The organism is Runella sp. CRIBMP (genome assembly GCF_009905605.1).
Taxonomy (GTDB): domain Bacteria; phylum Bacteroidota; class Bacteroidia; order Cytophagales; family Spirosomataceae; genus Runella.
On the sequence record NZ_JAAAKZ010000026.1, the window covers coordinates 1 to 16,370 of the forward strand.

The window sequence follows — 16,370 nt, forward strand, 5'->3', positions numbered from 1 at the left end:
CTGTCAAACAACTACCCCAAAATTGTACTTTTTCCAACAATTTCAATGAACTTCAAAGATATGTGCGGCGGGCCGCTCGGATCCCTTTGGGCACACGGGTTTTCACGGATTAAATCCGTGTCATCCGTATGCCATTTAACAGTCTGAAAAAAGCAAAATAAGCTCAGTCAATACATTAGCAGTTAAAGCATAAAATTAACCCAAAAAATGGCAAAAGGAAGAGGAACGGGCGTGGAATTGTCGCCCGAAGATAAAAAGCGAAAACTCAACAAAGAAAGTCTGTCGAAAGCCCTCAAGATATTTCGATTTATTTTACCCTATAAAAACACATTTCTGGTAGGAATCCTTTTCCTGCTTCTCTCGCTCACGACCAACCTTATTTTCCCCAAATTGATTGGCGAAATTGTGGCGGTGATTGAAGGAAAATCGACTTATGAGCTCAATCAGGTGGTTCTTTTTCTGATTGGTATTTTGGTGCTGCAATCGCTCTTTTCGTTTGGGCGTATTTATTTTTTCTCCATCGTGAGCGAGAAAGGCATGGCCGATATTCGACGTACTTTATACGGCAAAATCGTATCGTTGCCCATTCCTTTTTTTGAACAACGCCGCGTGGGCGAACTCATGAGCCGCATCACCTCCGATGTGCAGGCGTTGCAGGATGTGCTATCATTTACCTTGGCCGAATTGTTTCGTTCATTGGCAACGGTGGTGGTGGGTATCGTAATTATCTGCTTTATTTCTTGGAAACTGACCATTTTTATGTTGGCTACGTTTCCCGTGGCTATCGTAGTCGCCATGATTTTTGGGCGCTACATCCGCAAACTCTCCAAGAAAGCCCAAGACGAACTGGCCAACGCCAACGTCGTGGTGGAAGAAACGCTCCAATCCGTGACAATCGTAAAAGCTTTTACGAATGAATTTCTCGAAATCAACCGCTACGGCGACGCCCTTTCTCGCGTTATTACGGCCTCGTTAAAAGCGGCCCGTTTTCGCGGTGGATTCGTTTCATTCATCATTTTTGCGCTGTTTGGCGGCATCGTCGGGGTGGTGTGGTACGGTGCTACGCTGGTACAAAGCGGTGAAATGCCCTTTTCTGAATTGATGACCTTCATTTTCTACACCATGTTTATCGGTGGTTCTATTGGCGGTTTGGGCGATATGTACGCCCAGATTCAGAAAACTTTGGGCGCTTCGGAGCGATTGCTGGAAATTTTGGACGAAAAATCAGAAGTGGATGTGCACCAACGGGTACAACCGATTACGGTAAACGGCAATATTGCTTTTGATAACGTACAATTTGCCTACCCTACCCGACCCGATATGCAGGTATTGAAAGGCGTCTCGCTCAACGTACCTGCTGGTCAGAAAATCGCGTTGGTAGGTTATAGCGGCGCTGGAAAATCAACCATCGTGCAACTTTTGATGCGTTATCATACCCCGCTGGGCGGCAAAATCTCGGTAGATGGGCAGGATATTCAGACCTTTGATATTACGGCTTACCGCCAAAACATCGCCGTGGTGCCTCAGGAAGTCATTTTGTTTGGCGGCACCATCCGCGAAAACATCGCTTATGGAAAGCCCAACGCTACCCAAGAAGAGATTCGGGAAGCCGCCCGCAAAGCCAACGCCCTCGACTTTATTGAATCTTTTCCCGACCAATTGGAAACCATCGTGGGCGAACGCGGCATCAAACTTTCGGGCGGTCAGCGTCAGCGGATTGCCATTGCAAGGGCCATTTTGAAAGACCCCAAAATCCTGATTCTCGACGAAGCCACCAGCTCGTTGGATGCCGAGTCGGAAAAATTGGTACAGGATGCCCTTGACCGTTTAATGCAGAATCGCACCACCATCATCATTGCCCACCGACTGGCCACTGTTCGCAACGTAGATTGCATCTATGTCATCAAAGAAGGCACCATCTTTGAGTCTGGCACCCACGAAGAACTGGCCCTGAACGAAAACGGCCTGTATGCGGGCCTGATTAAGTTACAATTTGAACTGGTCGACGGCGTTTAGTGGAAATACCCGACAATTGTCCTTTGGATTTTCGGGAGTATTTCTAATTTTACAACCGAAAATCTTTCCTTATTCATTTTCAAACCAAACCTTTCCTCTTTTATGATAAATCTGATTGTACGCCTCATTGTAAGCACTATTGTGGTGATAGCCGCCAGCCGCGTGCTCCAGGGCTTTTACGTTGACACCACCCAAACCGCCATTATTGTTGCCATCGTGATGGGATTGCTCAATACGTTTATAAAACCGATATTGCTCTTTTTCTCGTTGCCCATCACCATTCTAACCCTTGGTTTGTTTTATTTCGTCATCAACATCCTGATTGTTTATCTCTGCGATTATCTGGTAGACGGCTTCAGCGTTTCTAGCATTTTGGCCGCGTTATTGTTCAGCTTAGGACTGTCGTTGGCGCAAGCCATTGTTGGCATTTTTCTGGACTAAAAGCGTACGTTTCAATATAAAAAGGGCCTGATTTTATCGAAAATCAGGCCCTTTTGGTTGAACTTGGTGGGGTAGGTTTCTTAAAACCGCCCGTGAGGTTGCTCACAACCTTGTTTCTGATGGCGTAAGTAACTTTTGATGCCGTTGCTGGTGTTCACATCAAAAACTTATACGGCATATCTATTTGAGAATGTACAGCTTTTCAATGTTGGACTTTTGTAGAAAATTACTTGTTAAAGAGTTAGGCAGGTTTGTTGGTAATAACATTAATAATGGCTAATAACCTAATAAAATTACTCTATTTTTATGAACTATAATAATTCAAATTGGTACTTGATGCAATACTCAATAACTCCAACAATAGTTGGGGTTAAAGATGGAATGCCACAGGCAAAAATAGAAAAAGAGGGATTTGCCAAAGAATCAAGTTATGAAAATATAATTAACTGGTTCTCATCTTTTGAAAATAGATTTAAAATTCCAATCTATAGAATGTATTTTGAATGTATAAAAATGAAAAAATTTGCTAAATTGACCGATTTTATCTCATTAAATTACATTAGTACTTGTGTTCAATTTGCTGTAAGCCCTAAAGCCGTACATACATTAAAGCAATATGAAATAAATTTTGAGTTGTATGATTGTCAAATTTATTATCGAAATTCAATTATTAATGACTACAAGGTGCTTTATTTACCTTTTCTTGATTTAGATAATTTTGATATAGAGAACTCTGTTTTTTATACAGGTTCTTTTATAACGAAAGATAAACAATATTTAAAAATAAAAAATAAAGAAGATTATTTAAGTGTTAAATATGCAAAAAAAGCCGAAAAATTAAAGTTAGGAAAAATTTTTGATGAAAACACTGACATGTTTAATTCTATTTTCGGAGGCATAATTGTTTCTAAGAGATTAAAAGATGCTATTCTTAAAATAGGTATAACAGGAATAGAATTTAACTTACCTGATAAGCCAATGATTGAATAATTTAAAAGGAAAAATTATTTAATTCTGACTCTTTTGTTTGTGTTATCATAAACAACTTAAAACTACCGAAAATATATCGCTTTAAACGTTAAACTTTTGTAGTGCTTTACCTAATAAATACTGATAGTCAGGTTGTTGGTGATAACACCAACAATGGCTAAAATAAACAAGGTTTATCAGTTTGTCTACGAAGTATTGCGTATATACAGATATTAGCGGTCATTGTAACAAACGACAGATTGCCGACAAAAAACCAATTGACATTACAAACTATGACACAAGATGAACAAATAATTGAATGCGAAACAAGACTTTTAGAAGCATTAAAAACTGGTGACATCCAAGTTCTCGATGAACTGCTACACGACAATCTAATTTTTAATATTCCAACTGGACAGGCAATTACCAAAGAAATGGATATTGAAAATTATCGTTCGGGTATTATGACAGTTTACGATATTTCGACAAGTGACCGAACCATAAAGACAGTTGAAAATGTTTCGACCGTTGTAGTTACTGTTTATTTAAAAGCAAAATATGCTGACCAAATTATTGACGGAAAGTTTAGATATTTAAGAGTATGGAAATTGACTAATAATACTTGGAAAGTAATTGCAGGAAGCGGGTTTCAAATTCAATAGAATAACCGACACGAAATAACAACGAACCGCTAACACGGGTTTTGTGTCATGCGGGGTGTCGTGCTTAAATCCAATTTCAGTTTTCCAATTGGGTGCTGGGTTGACAGTTTTGTGCTCCGAAATCCCGCCAGAACGCAAAGCCCGAAAACGTTGGTGGTAATTTTAGTGTAAATCTCAGTAGATCAGTGGAAAACACAACAAACTCCTTTCAACACTAAAAACATACCGTTTATCACATTTTTAAATAATGCAAGATACTATGCAATGCAAGGTATCATGCTATCTTGTACCTTTGCTTTTCAACTACATTTATCTATTAAAGATTTAAAGCAAAAGTATAACGCAATGAAAAACTTATTTAGCGGTTTGAAAGTAAACATCGCATTCCTATTCCTAACAATAGGAAATATTTCCTTAGCCCAAACACGAATTCAAAAGATAGACAAACTACTTGATTCACTTATTTTACAGCAGAAATTTAATGGCAACGTTTTAATTGCAGAAAAAGGAGAAATTATTTACAATCGTAGTTTTGGACTTGCAAACGAAACAACAAAGGAAAAACTGACTCAAAAATCAATTTTTGAGCTAGCTTCTTGTTCAAAGCAGTTTACCGCTATGGGTATTATAATTCTTAAAGAAAAAGGCAAGTTAAATTTAGACGATAAAATTTCAAAATACATTCCCGAACTATCAAACTATAAAGGAATATCAATAAAAAATCTATTGCACCATACAGGGGGACTTCCGGATTATATGCCACTAATGGATAAAGTTTGGGACAAAACCAAAATAGCAACGAACAAAGATATTATTGATTTTTTCAGTAAGTACAACCCGAAAGCTTTGTTTGAACCAAATACTAAGCATGAATATAGTAACACAGGGTATGCTCTACTTGCTACGATAATAGAAAAAGTATCAGGACAGACTTATGCAGAATTTATGAAGGAACAAGTTTTTAAACCTTTAAAAATGAAAAACTCATTTGTTTACAACAGACGACTCTCACCAAAGAAAATTAAAAATTATGCTCTTGGATATTTATTTATAAAAAGTCAAAATAAGTATGTTTTACCGGATGACTATGAGAAAACAAAAATGGTATATTGGTTAGACGGGGTTGTAGGCGATGGAACTGTAAACTCAAACGTTATTGACCTTTTAAAGTGGGACAGGTCTTTATATACATCAAAATTGGTTTCAGCTGAGAGTTTAAAAGAAGTTTTTGCAAATGGGTTATTAAATGATGGTTCAAGCGGAAAACATGGATTTGGTTGGAGAATGTTAGACACAAAAGAATTTGGAAGAATTGCAAAACATAGTGGAGGTTGGCCAGGATATATGACATACATTGAAAGAAACATGGATAATGACAAGACAATAATAATCCTTCAAAATCATTATAATGTTACAATGCCAGCAGACGAAATAAGAAACATTTTGTATAACATTGAAAAAAAATAAACGATAAATATAAAAAAATGCCACCAATAACTAAGAGCTTGTTTGGAAATAAATAAGTGATGGGAATCGTCTCATCTTTGTTGTGACCAAACAACAAAGTGATTTAAATACTTAAAATGAAGCTCATACAACTTTTTAAAGGATACGATAATGTCTTGTATATTCATGCAGTATCTCCCTCAAAATTTGGCTTGGTAGAATCTGAGCCATATTATTCAATCAATTTAGATATTGAAATGGAGCAGAACTTAATATTATCATATATTAATAATGCATTGATAGGTAGCTTAAATGAGAAAATATTTGCTGAAGATGTTAATCCAAGAGAACTTGATAAATTACAGTCTCCTTTTGATGCCGTTGTTGGTGTTATCACCAACAATTTAAATCTATCTAAAACATTACGCTATCAAACGTTATGGCATATCTATTTGAAAATATATAACTTTTTTGATGTTAGGCTTTTGTGTAAAATCGCCTCATAAAGAGTGAGAAGTGGGTTGTTGCGGGGCCGCCCGGGCGGTGATAACACCAACAATGGCTAAAATTTTGAGTGGCAATAATTCTCATCAATAAGTTTGCAATTGATTTTTCCACATTTGAAGAAATAGCAGTCGTTGAAATTTCCTGATTTTGTTAAAATCAAAGTTTTGATGATTCATATTTTGCAGGCCTTTTTTGATGAGGAGCAATTTTTCTTTTGTAACAGCGTCAAAGTCATTTTCCTGCATACACGCGTTGGTCATGTCCGCAAGGATGAGCCAAATGGTTTTAGCAAAAAGTACCTTCGATTGCCTTAACCTGATTTTTTCGGGCAAAATCCCTGTCATTGCCCGTCGGAAATGATACCGCGTCATGGCTTGAGGGCTTATTCTCATTCTGCCGGGCACCATCAGACTCAATTCTATAAAATCTTTATCAAGAAAAGGATGCGCATATTCAATCCCAAAAGCCGCTCCGGCCAGATTAAGTATTTCGTTGGTATCAATGATTCCGGCACAGCAAATACGGCTGAAATGCTCCCGTATATCGCCCGTAAGCGTTTCTGGAACATAGTTTGTCAACTGCGCCGGGGCCTTCGTTCCCGTTCCAAAAATCATTTTTTTTACTTTGCCAAAACCGAAAGAGGCCATTATCCGCATTAAATCAACGAATGAAACGGTTTGATGATGCACAACTGCAACAAGCAATTGCCCTACCGCTGAAAGTCCGCCTTCTGCGTAATTTTTATGAAAAGCTCGTTTGACAAGGTACACTCTTCTGACGCGTGTGGTTTTACGGTCACCTCCGATGGTCTCTTCAAATGCTTTGAATTTTAAGTTAAAAATAAGCGAAAAAAGATAAAATAAGCCCGTATCCACCACGGTATCGCCTTCATGCCCCGTCAGAATGGTCGTCACTCCCTTCTTTTTGAATTCTATCAGCTCCGGAAGGATTTTGGCACACATTGGTATGGTGCTCAAATCCGGTCGGTCAATGTGCATTTGAACCTGATCTATGCTTGCTCGCGAAACAACACTTCGCTCTATCTGATGATGATTTTGGAGGTTGTTTTGGACAACTTCCATGGTATATTCTCTCTCATCGGCTTCATCAACTTTGGGATAAAAATGCACAGAGAACAGGTTTTCTTTGGATAAATATCTTTCGGCCACTTTATACACCGAGCTTGAGTCGAGCCCTCCGCTTACCTGTACGCCCGTGAGCGGTTGTAATCGCCTGCTTACCGCTCTTTCAAACCTTTTGCGGTATTCTTCAATAATCAAAGATTCGGTGTTCAAATGACTGAACTGTTCAGGGTCTATTTTCCAATAGAAGGTTTCTTTGGATTGGTGCAAATCCATGTCTATCTCTAAAACAGTAGCCGGAAGTACCGAAAAAATATCCTGAAAAAAAGTCGTTTTAGAATAACCCCTGTGGTCGCTGGGCCATTGAAGATATTCTTCAAGCTTTTCTTCATTGAGTTCCGAAGAAACTTCATTGAGCGAAAGCAGGGCTTTGGGTTCTGAGGCAAAAGCCATAAACTCCCCCTCCCGGAAGCTGTAATAAAGCGGACGTACGCCTAAATGGTCTCTGATGAGGAACACTTTTTGCCGAATTTCATCCACAATAAAGATGGAATAATCTCCCGCCAAACAGTCGACAAAATTGATACTTAATTTTGAATAAGCCCTGAAAATCAACTCATTCTCACTCATTTTCAGGGTCGCTGTAAGCCCGATATTTTCTAAGATTTCGGCTTGATTATCAATCCGGGCGTCAGAGATGACCGAAACGCCATCCTGATAATAAAGTGTAGCTCCCCGGCAACTACTAAGCTGTCCTATACTAAAGACATCATTGGTTTTGAAAGTAGCTTGCCCGCGGTGAGACAAACAACGGCTCATGCGCTCCAATTCATTGGACTTGATGCCTCCAACGATGCCAATGATGCCTTTCATTCAGAACAGATTAAAAGTCCTGAGAGATTCTTCGGCAGGAACGTAGCCGTAGAGGTCACTGACCACATCATACAATCTGCCAGGCGCAAAGCGAGTATCCAAATCCCTCATGCCGGGTACAATTGCCTTCACCACGGGCAATAAAACATCGCTCCGGGATAGGTCTTTATAGTATATATTCAGTCCTCTTTTTCTTATCTCCGTTTCTACAATTTTTAGCTCTTCGGTGATATCCAAGTTATCTTTTTCAAAAGACCAAACGGGTTTTTGCGGGGTATGATGATTCAATGCAGTGGCTATGTCCTGCATTTGTCCGTCGTCTAAACGGGTCTTTTTCGACAAATGACGAACATAGAGCTGATTGAGCTCGCCAAAAGCCTTTTCGCAGGCTTTCTCAAAACTGATGTTTGAAGCACAGGCCAATACATAGGTGCCATCGAGATAGGCTGACACTACCGCGACCGTCGGGATGGAAATATCTTGGGTAATGTCAAATAAATATACTTTTTTGCCCAATCGCTGGTGCTCCGCAAGGGCCAAACTCACTATCTCCAAATGGTCAATATACGCAAGATCAATGCCCTGGCACGGCAATCTATTGTACCACCATATCGCGTAGGCATCTCTTTCAATCAGTTCATAGAGCGCATACAGCTTTGCCATATCAAGGGTAGAACCTGCCGCAGTACCGTTGGTGATCCATTTAAAAAACGTTTCAGAGGCGGTATCTTCAGCGGGCCGTCCCAGATACAGCAGGAAAGTAGGTATGCATCGGGGTGTGTCATCGACGCTGTCCGTTACATTACTCCACGCAATGGGGATATTTTCATCAAATTCCACTAACAATTCGTCCGCATGACTGCGGGCATTTTTCTGGCGGTATTGCGTCGGGCTGTAAAGAAGTATCTCGTTGGGGTGAATGGCCCTGTGCTTCAAGTCGTTGTAAGCGGCAATGATATACTCATCTTCATGTTCACGAAAAACCTGTGCGTATCTTTCCAACGTCTCACAAAAAGCTTTGGCTTCGGCCTCTTCTTTAGTTAAGCCATTGCCGCTTGCCCTTGTTCTTGAAAAGAATATTTCAGCATTTATTTGATTAGACCTGAAGATCACCCCTCCAGTACTTACCCACCCTCCCAGGGGTGTTTGTTGCGATGTGAGCTTATCAACCAACCCCAAAGGTGCTTCAAGGTGAAACGAAAGTTGCTCAAAAACAGCCTGAATATTAGCCGGCTTTTGGTGGGCATCAAGTATTTCGTACGTTCCTTTGGCAAATGAGCGAAAGAGCGGAGGCGATAGATAGGCGCGTTCGATGGTCAATCTTTCGTGGTCGAAAATCAAAAGGGTATTTTGGGATTCATTGGAATCAATAAAGGTAGGCAGGTAATCCAAAACCATCACCAATGAAGCCGTAGACAAACAATCGTTCAGCGAAAGAGGATAGTTGCGCAAAGTCAGCAATTGACTGAAAAAGACTCTTTTGATTCTATGAAGAAAACAGAAAAAAGCCCCCGTTTCTGAAGTATCAAAAACGGGGAACAGTTTCAATTCATTGGCAAAAGCCCAAACAACGGTAAACTGTTTACTCTTGATTTTTGCAAATTCAACACTTTGTAAATGATATACATCCGAAACAACAAAAACCGTCAATGCATGCTGGTCAGCGGTCATCTGAACCCTTTTTAATTCAAGCTTTGCCATTTTCTCTCTGAGAGATGTGTCTTCGGGAAATTCGATGGCAATCGTTAAAAAAGCGTTGTCAATGATAATTTTATCCTGCACAAACCCATAAAAAGCGCCCAGTATTTCGGGCAGTGAGTACGTATTTTGATAGGCTTTTCTTAACCCGTCGAGGGTGACTTCTTCACTACCGAAAAAATCACATAAAATACGATACTGTACAGAATTGCTGTATGTTTTTTGGGTATGACCATCATACAGTACAAAGGACTTGTTGTTGAATCCCAATAAATAAAAAGAGGAATTCCATTTCATCATCAGCAAACTGATAAACCTGTCATTCCATCGGCATCGCCACTGCCAGTGGCTGAAGTTAAATTTTTGACGTTGCCTAATTTTTTCAACTTAGGAGTTTGGTACTTCTTTTTTGTGTTTAAGGTTTTGCGGGTTTTCATAACAAAAAATATACTTATTGGGATATTAACTAACTAAAACCGTAAATATAGGTATATTCTCTCTTATAAACCATAAGAAGTGTACAACTTGTTTTTGATAAAATTATCTATAAATGATTTACGAAAGACAATAGGCAACTTTATAGGCTATAACAACAAAAAACCCGTCAGATATTCTGACGGGCTCTCGCAAAATCGAATTGTCAAGATGGAGTGGTTATAGTAATTTGTTGATGAATGAAGACATTATGAGTTATTTCACATTAACGAATTGCTTGAAAGATTTATCGGCTACTACAAATTCAAAAGAATACTCGCCGCTTGGCAAATGTCCCAAATTGAAACGTGATGCGGTAGATAAATAACCTTTGTAAACAACTTCTCCCGCACGGTCAGCAATGATTACTTCCATGTCGGCTACGTTCTTCACCACGGTTGATACTTCAAAACGGTTGATTGCAATCATTTCAACTTTAGGAGCCAACGACTCTTTGTAGCTGTTTTCGTTGATTTCAATGTTACCGTTTGAGATCGAAAGTTGCTGAGAAGACCAGAAATTGTTGTTGAAGCAATTCAAGGTATACTCACCGCTTGGCAAAGCGTTCAGGTTAAACTGAGTCGCTACGTTTTCGCCACCTTTGATCTCGCCTTCGTATATCAGTACTCCTTCTTTGTCTCTTAACTCTACATCCAGAATTCCAACGTTAGGTTGGTTGACGCGAACTTCTACTTTCTTAGCGTCGCGTTTTACGATTTTCACGTCTTTTGTGAAAAGGTGACTCTCGGCCATTGCGTTTCCTGTGCTTACAAAAAACATGGCGGCAAATATTGACAGAAGCATTGTGTTCTTTTTCATTGTTTTATTGTTTTTGTACCATCTTGTCTCACCAGCTGTGATGACTTCGTTTTGACAATGCAAAGGTGTGAGGTTTTAAATTACAAAAAAATAGGGCAAAAACCCCCTCTTGTTAAATTCATATACCCAATTTCAACCTTTTCTCAGAATAGTACAAATCTTAAAATAATACAACCAGAAAATTCAAACCTCGCTGTGTTCCGTCCAATTATTTTTTTTGCAAAAATGAAAAGTTCTTTAAATAGTACAACGAAAATAGAAAAAGTACAACTATTTAAAGTCCTGTTCACTAACCAAAATGTGCAAAAACGTCATTTTGACAATTAAAATTGAGGCGCCAAGTTCACCCTACTCACCATAATTTGGTGATGGTGACGGATATGATAGGCCGTAAAAAGGAGCATCTCCCGCACCGTAAGGGGTCCCATCAAAGGGTGCGGAATCACGTGTTCTTCCAATGCTTGCTCATCCCACTCGGAAAGGTGCGCAATGAGGGAGAGATAATCCTGCTTAAATTCACTCGCCAGCGCCACGGCGTCGGGCGTGGGAGTCAGGGGCGCAAACGCCCCTGCGGCTCCTTGGCGGCCGTTCAATGCCGCATGATAGGCCCCAACAACCTCCTCGTAGGAGCGCGAAGGATGAGCGGCAGGCCCCCATTTTTCTAGAAAATAGGTTTTGGGGCGACCAAAAAGGCGGTTCAGGGGCTGAACCGATTGCGATAAATGCTGCACATTCTCGGCCGCCGACCACACATTTTCGGCAGGCTTAAAATAAAAAGCCTCAGCAGGGCTGGCATAGGCAAAAGCGACAACTTCGTTTACGCCTTCGTTCAGGAAATCAATCAAGGTAGTTTTGTTCATGGCCGTTAAAGAGTAGTTTTTTTGAATGCGGGATTGTTATAGGTAAGTGTCGTGGAGACCATTGCTTCCAAATCTGCCACGACTTTGGTCCAAAATTGCGTTTTTAGTTTTCGGGAAAACAACCCGAAATGACCGATTTGCTTCAACCCAAAATCAGCGGGACGAATGGCTTCGGTCATGATGTCAGCTTTTCGAAAATGGCGAAGCAGAGCAGGCACTGTTACGGCGTTGGCAATCGGGTCGTCGGTGGTCCAATAGGCCTTGATGGGTAAAGCAAGTTTGTCGTAAGCATTATAAGGAATACTTTTGTCCAGAAAATCAAACAGATAGTTTTCGGAATTGCACCATTCACGCCATTCCAACATCAACGCTCCTGGCAAATCTTCCATAATTTTCATTTTTTTGACTGGGACATACCCCAGAAAAGGAACCGTCAACGCGGGCAAAATATTAAAAAAGAAATACGACTTGAGGCGATACGGAAAAGTATGACGCCACCAAGTGCCCGTCGAAGCCGTAATCATGACCATTCCTTTCAGAACGTGGTGGTTGGGCATCAGGCCTACAAGCTGCCCCCCAATGCTGTGGCCTATCATCAATTTGGGCCAGTCGGGATACCTTGACTCCAGAAAATCAAGTACGGCCCGCATGTCAATCGCCCAGTCTTGCATCGTAATGGCGGCAAAATCTTCTTTATCAGACGGCCTCGAATCTCCCATGCCACGGTATTCCCAGAGGCAAACGATGAAGCCGTTTTCGGCCAAGTACCGCGCAAAATTTGTATAAAATCCTTTGCGCATCCCCGTTCCGATGTTAAACTGCACCACGGCTTTGGGCGCGCCGTGGTATTCATACAAGATGCCCGCCAGTTCAAATCCATCGGGCGTAGGGATGTTTATTTTGAGCTCTTTCATTCGTTTATTGTTTTTCAGTAACGTTATTGCTTTCTGCCGCATCAAAACGAGCCATGGCGCGCTCCAGCACATCTTGTAAATAATGGGAGCTGTCGGTCAGCTTCACCATTACCCAAGCACCTTCGTATTCGACCATGGCCTGTTCGGCCATTTGTCGCGCTTTTTTGGCGTCATATTTATATGAGTATAGGTGCGCGAGCGCATCTAAGTATTCTTCAAAAAAAGTACGCATAGCGGGTCGGAATTCATCCGTAACGAGTGCCGTTTCGATGGCCATGTTTCCCATCAAGCACCCGCCTTCCGTGCTTGATACCACCCGGATTTGCTTGGCGAGCATTTTTTCGAGGCGCTCGCGCGGCAAAAGCGTTTCATCGTAGGCAATCACAAAGATTTTTGCTTTAAAATAAGAATGAACGGCCCCGAGCACTTCTTTCATCAAGGCTTCTTTTCCGCTGAAATAGTGGTAAAAACTTCCTTTCAACAAACCGCAAGCTTCCGCCAAATCGGCCATGCTGGTGCGGTGATAGCCCCTCTTTTTAAAGAGCAAAAGCGCTTGGTTGACGACTTCCTCTTTGGTTACTTTTTGAATCGGCATCGTAAGGTGTATTCAGTTTCGAAATACAAAGTTGGAGATAATTTTAATTTTACCAAACAAACGTTTGGTAAAATATTTTCTTCAAACTTTCTTCTTCCATTTCGGTTCAGGATAATGAGTCCTTGAGTACCTTTGCTTACTTAACCCCCTCTTTACGCACTTGAAACAATTACTCGCATTTATTGGATTTTTATTCTTCATTCAGGGGAATGGTTTCACCCAAAAGTTGTATCTGTTAAAACCCGACCGTGTTTTTGACGGAACGGCCATCTACGAAGGTTGGAGCGTACTGGTGCAAGGCGAAAAAATCATCGCCGTGGGCGAACCCAAAAACGTAGAAGAGGCCGCTAAAAATTTACAAACGTCGGGCAAATCTGCCCCCCAAATCATTGATTTGAAAGGATGTACCTTACTGCCAGGCTTTATCGAAGGACATTCACATTTATTTTTACATCCTTATAATGAAACCACTTGGGACGACCAAGTGCTGAAAGAGGCGCGTTCGTTGCGCACCGTGCGGGCTACCCTACACGCTAAGCAAACGCTGATGGCAGGTTTTACCACCGTTCGAGATTTGGGTACGGAAGGTGCCGAATTTGACGATGTGGGACTCAAACAGGCTATCAATCAGGGAATCATCCCCGGTCCACGCATGGTTATTGCCACCAAAGCGCTCATTGCTACGGGCAGCTACGCCCCAAAAGGATTCAGCCCCGACATTGAAGTACCCCAGGGTGCCGAAGAAGCCGACGGCCACGACCGCCTCATCCAAGCCGTGCGTCGGCAAATCGGGAAAGGTGCCGATGTGGTCAAAATTTACGCTGATTATCGTTGGGGGTTAATGGGCGACGCCCGCCCTACTTTTTTGGTAGACGAAATAAAACTTATTGTCGAAACCGCCCGCAGCAGCGGCCGTCCCACCATCGCCCACGCGGGCAGTACGGAAGGAATGCGGCGGGCTATTTTGGGCGGCTGCGAAACCCTCGAACACGGCGACGCAGGCACGCCTGAAATTTTTTCGCTCATGCACGAGAAAGGCGTGGCTTTGTGCCCTACCTTAGCAGCAGGCGATGCCGTCAGCCAATACCGAGGCTGGAAAAAAGGCATTGAACCAGAGCCTGAACGCATCAAAAACAAACGGATTACCTTTAAGCAGGCACTTGACGCGGGCGTAACGATTTGTTTCGGCGGCGATGTGGGGGTGTTTTCTCACGGCGACAACGCCCGCGAAATGGAAATGATGGTCGACTATGGCATGAAGCCCCTTGACGTACTGCGCTCGGCCACGTCCGTCAATGCAAACGTATTTCATTTGAGCCAATTAGGAAACGTCAAAACCAACTTTTGGGCCGATCTAGTTGCGGTAGAAGGCCGTCCAGAAGAGCACATCAGCGATGTTAGAAAGATAAAATTTGTGATGAAAAATGGAGAGATTTTTCGCAATGAACCCAGTCTTAGCCCGAAGTCTGCTAAATAATAGTGGCCCCAAATGGGTTAAAAAACCTTTAAGTAAATCTTTTGTTTTCGAGCTATTTAGCCCTCGTCTATTTCTTTTTAACAAGAAATTTTGAAATAATTACCCTATAAAGTTTCATAGAAAAAAGTTTTTTATGAAAATTGTACCTTTATCCCAAATCCATCGAATATTTTAACCTACCACCACTGTATGTCAGATAAAGCCCAACTCATAGTAGACGGAAAAACGTACGAATTTCCGACCACCCAAGGAACTGAGCAAGAAAAAGCAATTGATATTAATTCATTAAGGGATTCAACGGGCTATATTACCATTGATAGTGGATACAAAAACACCGGAGCCACCAAAAGTGCCATCACTTTTTTGGACGGTGAAGAAGGCATTTTGCGCTATCGTGGCTATTCAATTGAAGAATTGGCCGAAAAAGCTACTTTTTTAGAAGTGGCCTATTTGTTGATTTACGGTGAATTACCGACCCAATCTCAATACGAAAACTTCGAGCACGAAATCCGGACGCATACGCTAGTCAACGAAGACATGCGCAAGATTTTTGAAGGCTTTCCTGTCAATGCGCACCCGATGGGCGTTTTGTCTTCATTGGTAAGTGCCATGAGCGCTTTTTATCCTGATTCTTATGACGATAAGGCCCCCGACAGCACCGAAACGCACATCATTCGATTGATGGCAAAATTGCCAACGATTGCTACTTGGTCGTTCAAAAAATCACAAGGTCATCCCGTCAATTACCCTAAAAACGACTTGGATTATTGCTCAAACTTCCTTCACATGATGTTTGCGTTGCCAGTTGAAGAATACAAAGTAGACCCTGTGGTTTCTAAGGCATTAAATAAATTGTTGATTCTTCACGCTGACCACGAGCAAAACTGCTCGACCTCGACCGTCCGTTTGGTAGGATCGTCAAAAGCCAACATTTATTCTTCCATTTCGGCGGGTATCTGCGCCCTATGGGGACCACTCCACGGCGGCGCCAACCAAGAAGTAATCGAAATGCTGGAAGACATCAAAGCCGACGGTGGCGATGTAGCCAAATACGTAGACATGGCTAAAAATGCCAAAACTAGCGGTTTCCGTTTGTTTGGTTTTGGTCACCGTGTTTATAAGAATTTTGACCCACGGGCCAAAATCATCAAAAAAGCAGCCGACGATGTATTGGCAAAATTAGGCGTTAATGACCCCGTTTTGGAAATTGCCAAAGGATTAGAGGAAGCCGCATTGCACGACGAGTACTTCGTAAGCCGTCGTTTGTATCCAAACGTTGACTTTTATTCAGGAATCATTTACCGGGCTCTCGGTATTCCCACCAATATGTTCACGGTGATGTTTGCCTTAGGGCGTCTGCCGGGCTGGATTGCACAATGGAAAGAAATGCGCGAAAACAAAGAACCCATCGGTCGTCCGCGTCAGATTTACACTGGAGCAACATTGCGGTCTTTTGTTCCGATGAATGAAAGATAAATCATAAACAAGTGTAAACAGCAAGAGCGCCAGGGAAACCCTGGCGCTCTTACTGTTTATA

Annotated in this window: 15 protein-coding genes; 8 read left to right on the plus strand and 7 right to left on the minus strand. The window is 41.6% G+C overall.

Features of this window, described 5'->3' with window-relative positions; translation table 11 throughout:
- Positions 1 to 207: 207 nt before the first annotated feature.
- From GVN20_RS27865 to GVN20_RS27890, 6 genes are all read left to right on the plus strand, one after another.
- On the plus strand, positions 208 to 2,016 hold the full coding sequence (locus GVN20_RS27865) for an ABC transporter ATP-binding protein (RefSeq protein WP_166561489.1): 1,809 nt from the start codon (positions 208 to 210) through the stop codon (positions 2,014 to 2,016).
- 102 nt (positions 2,017 to 2,118) lie between these two features.
- Entirely contained in the window at positions 2,119 to 2,457 is a 339-nt protein-coding gene (locus GVN20_RS27870; protein ID WP_114460824.1) for a phage holin family protein, read from the plus strand.
- Between the two features lie 306 nt (positions 2,458 to 2,763).
- Entirely contained in the window at positions 2,764 to 3,447 is a 684-nt protein-coding gene (locus GVN20_RS27875) for a hypothetical protein (RefSeq protein ID WP_166561490.1), read from the plus strand.
- A gap of 272 nt (positions 3,448 to 3,719) precedes the next feature.
- Complete coding sequence (locus tag GVN20_RS27880; protein ID WP_166561491.1) at positions 3,720 to 4,088, plus strand: nuclear transport factor 2 family protein; 369 nt, start codon at positions 3,720 to 3,722, stop codon at positions 4,086 to 4,088.
- Positions 4,089 to 4,433: 345 nt separating this feature from the next.
- Positions 4,434 to 5,555, plus strand: a complete 1,122-nt coding sequence (locus GVN20_RS27885; protein ID WP_166561492.1) for a serine hydrolase — start codon at positions 4,434 to 4,436, stop codon at positions 5,553 to 5,555.
- A gap of 116 nt (positions 5,556 to 5,671) precedes the next feature.
- Positions 5,672 to 6,040, plus strand: a complete 369-nt coding sequence (locus GVN20_RS27890) for a hypothetical protein (protein WP_166561493.1) — start codon at positions 5,672 to 5,674, stop codon at positions 6,038 to 6,040.
- A gap of 84 nt (positions 6,041 to 6,124) precedes the next feature.
- Here GVN20_RS27890 and GVN20_RS27895 read toward each other — a convergent pair whose 3' ends face one another.
- The 7 genes from GVN20_RS27895 to GVN20_RS27925 all read right to left on the minus strand — a co-directional run bounded on the left by GVN20_RS27895 (position 6,125) and on the right by GVN20_RS27925 (position 13,356).
- A complete protein-coding gene (locus GVN20_RS27895; protein WP_166561494.1) occupies positions 6,125 to 7,996 on the minus strand; it encodes an asparagine synthetase B in 1,872 nt (623 codons plus the stop codon).
- Complete coding sequence (locus GVN20_RS27900; RefSeq protein WP_166561495.1) at positions 7,997 to 9,994, minus strand: YcaO-like family protein; 1,998 nt, start codon at positions 9,992 to 9,994, stop codon at positions 7,997 to 7,999.
- Positions 9,994 to 10,131 (minus strand): hypothetical protein, encoded by a 138-nt coding sequence (locus GVN20_RS27905; RefSeq protein WP_166561496.1) that lies wholly within the window; start codon positions 10,129 to 10,131, stop codon positions 9,994 to 9,996. Before GVN20_RS27905 ends, GVN20_RS27900 begins: the two co-directional genes overlap by 1 nt.
- A 253-nt stretch (positions 10,132 to 10,384) precedes the next feature.
- Positions 10,385 to 10,987: a hypothetical protein gene (locus GVN20_RS27910; protein WP_162794133.1), complete on the minus strand. Its 603-nt coding sequence runs from the start codon at positions 10,985 to 10,987 to the stop codon at positions 10,385 to 10,387.
- 323 nt (positions 10,988 to 11,310) lie between these two features.
- Positions 11,311 to 11,847, minus strand: coding sequence for a DinB family protein (locus GVN20_RS27915; RefSeq protein WP_166561497.1), 537 nt, complete (start codon positions 11,845 to 11,847; stop codon positions 11,311 to 11,313).
- A 5-nt stretch (positions 11,848 to 11,852) separates the two neighbouring features.
- Entirely contained in the window at positions 11,853 to 12,761 is a 909-nt protein-coding gene (locus GVN20_RS27920) for an alpha/beta fold hydrolase (protein WP_166561498.1), read from the minus strand.
- 4 nt (positions 12,762 to 12,765) lie between these two features.
- Entirely contained in the window at positions 12,766 to 13,356 is a 591-nt protein-coding gene (locus tag GVN20_RS27925) for a TetR/AcrR family transcriptional regulator (RefSeq protein WP_166561499.1), read from the minus strand.
- Between the two features lie 160 nt (positions 13,357 to 13,516).
- Here GVN20_RS27925 and GVN20_RS27930 point away from each other — a divergent pair, with 160 nt between their 5' ends.
- Both GVN20_RS27930 and GVN20_RS27935 read left to right on the plus strand, forming a co-directional pair.
- Positions 13,517 to 14,833: an amidohydrolase family protein gene (locus tag GVN20_RS27930; protein ID WP_206023391.1), complete on the plus strand. Its 1,317-nt coding sequence runs from the start codon at positions 13,517 to 13,519 to the stop codon at positions 14,831 to 14,833.
- Between the two features lie 189 nt (positions 14,834 to 15,022).
- Complete coding sequence (locus GVN20_RS27935; RefSeq protein WP_166561500.1) at positions 15,023 to 16,309, plus strand: citrate synthase; 1,287 nt, start codon at positions 15,023 to 15,025, stop codon at positions 16,307 to 16,309.
- The last annotated feature ends 61 nt before the right edge of the window (positions 16,310 to 16,370 follow it).